Annotated in this window: 2 protein-coding genes; one reads left to right on the top strand and one right to left on the bottom strand. The window is 44.4% G+C overall.

Features of this window, described 5'->3' with window-relative positions:
• On the top strand, positions 1 to 527 hold a 527-nt coding region (locus R7O12_RS26885; protein WP_318127116.1), incomplete at its 5' end, for a substrate-binding domain-containing protein.
• On the opposite strand, the gene R7O12_RS26880 is transcribed toward R7O12_RS26885, so the two are convergent.
• The coding region (locus R7O12_RS26880; RefSeq protein ID WP_318127115.1) for a TSUP family transporter at positions 463 to 1,042 on the bottom strand (580 nt) is incomplete at its 5' end. The two genes, R7O12_RS26885 and R7O12_RS26880, sit on opposite strands and share 65 nt — an antisense overlap.

Raw genomic sequence — 1,042 nt, 5'->3', positions numbered from 1 at the left:
TGGCACGCGATCCTGATCTCAGAATCTCGACCAATCACACTCCGAGAATCGTTGAAAACGTAAAATCGGGGCGAGCGACCCTAGGATTCTGCTCGGGGGGCTTACCTTCTCATCACGGTTTGATGAGCGTTCATCTCGCCGATGAGCCTTTCTCTATAATAAGTAAGCACCCGCTAACTCAATTACCAAAAGCGATTTTAACTAACGATTTGAATAACCCAGCCAACACATATCAACAAGCCATTTTGTCCAAGTACGAGATCCAACCTTTGATGGAAATGGACTCCTACACTGCGGCAGCACAATTAGCTTTAAAAGGTATGGCACCAGCACTGATACCTAAATCCATCATCAAAACACTCAACATCGCATCAAATTTCTGTTTTGAATTCGAAGAACTAGAGCCTCTAATTCGCCCAATACACATCTGTCTTCGCCACAACACATACCGCAATCAGCGAATTAAAACAGTGTTAGAAGCCATTGCTGATGTTGTTGCCAAAGAAGTTTTGTTGCCATCAGCATAGACATGGTAATTACTAGAGGTCGAATCCACTTTTGACCTTTGGTAACCACCACTTTTGCGCCAAGTTGAGCGCCAATAAAGCCACCGACCGCCATCGTCAAACCAATTTCCCATACAGGTAACCCTGCTAGAACGAAAAACAACAATGCAGCGATGTTTGAAGTGAAATTCAAAATCTTAGTTCGTGCTGTTGCATCCACGAGGGAAAAGTGGCCAAGAGCAACAAAGCACACAGTAAAAATCGAGCCCGTACCGGGGCCAAAGAAACCATCGTAGAAACCAACTCCACCACCGATACACAATGCAAACATCGCTTCGGCAAGTTTTGGTTCGCCATCGATTTTTCGAGAGCTTGGTGCGAGTAAAAAATAAAGAGAAATCGCAATTAGAAGAACAGGAATCAAACTGGTGAGTACGCTAGCATCAATAAACTGCACAGCCTCGGCACCGATTGCAGCACCAATAAAAGTACAGAGTATCGCGAAACGCATTTCCTTTAGGCTAACAATACCGTTA

This window comes from Vibrio sp. Vb1574 (assembly GCF_033338675.1).
The sequence above is the reverse complement of the archived record's forward strand: the minus strand, read 5'-3'. Positions and strand labels throughout refer to the sequence as shown.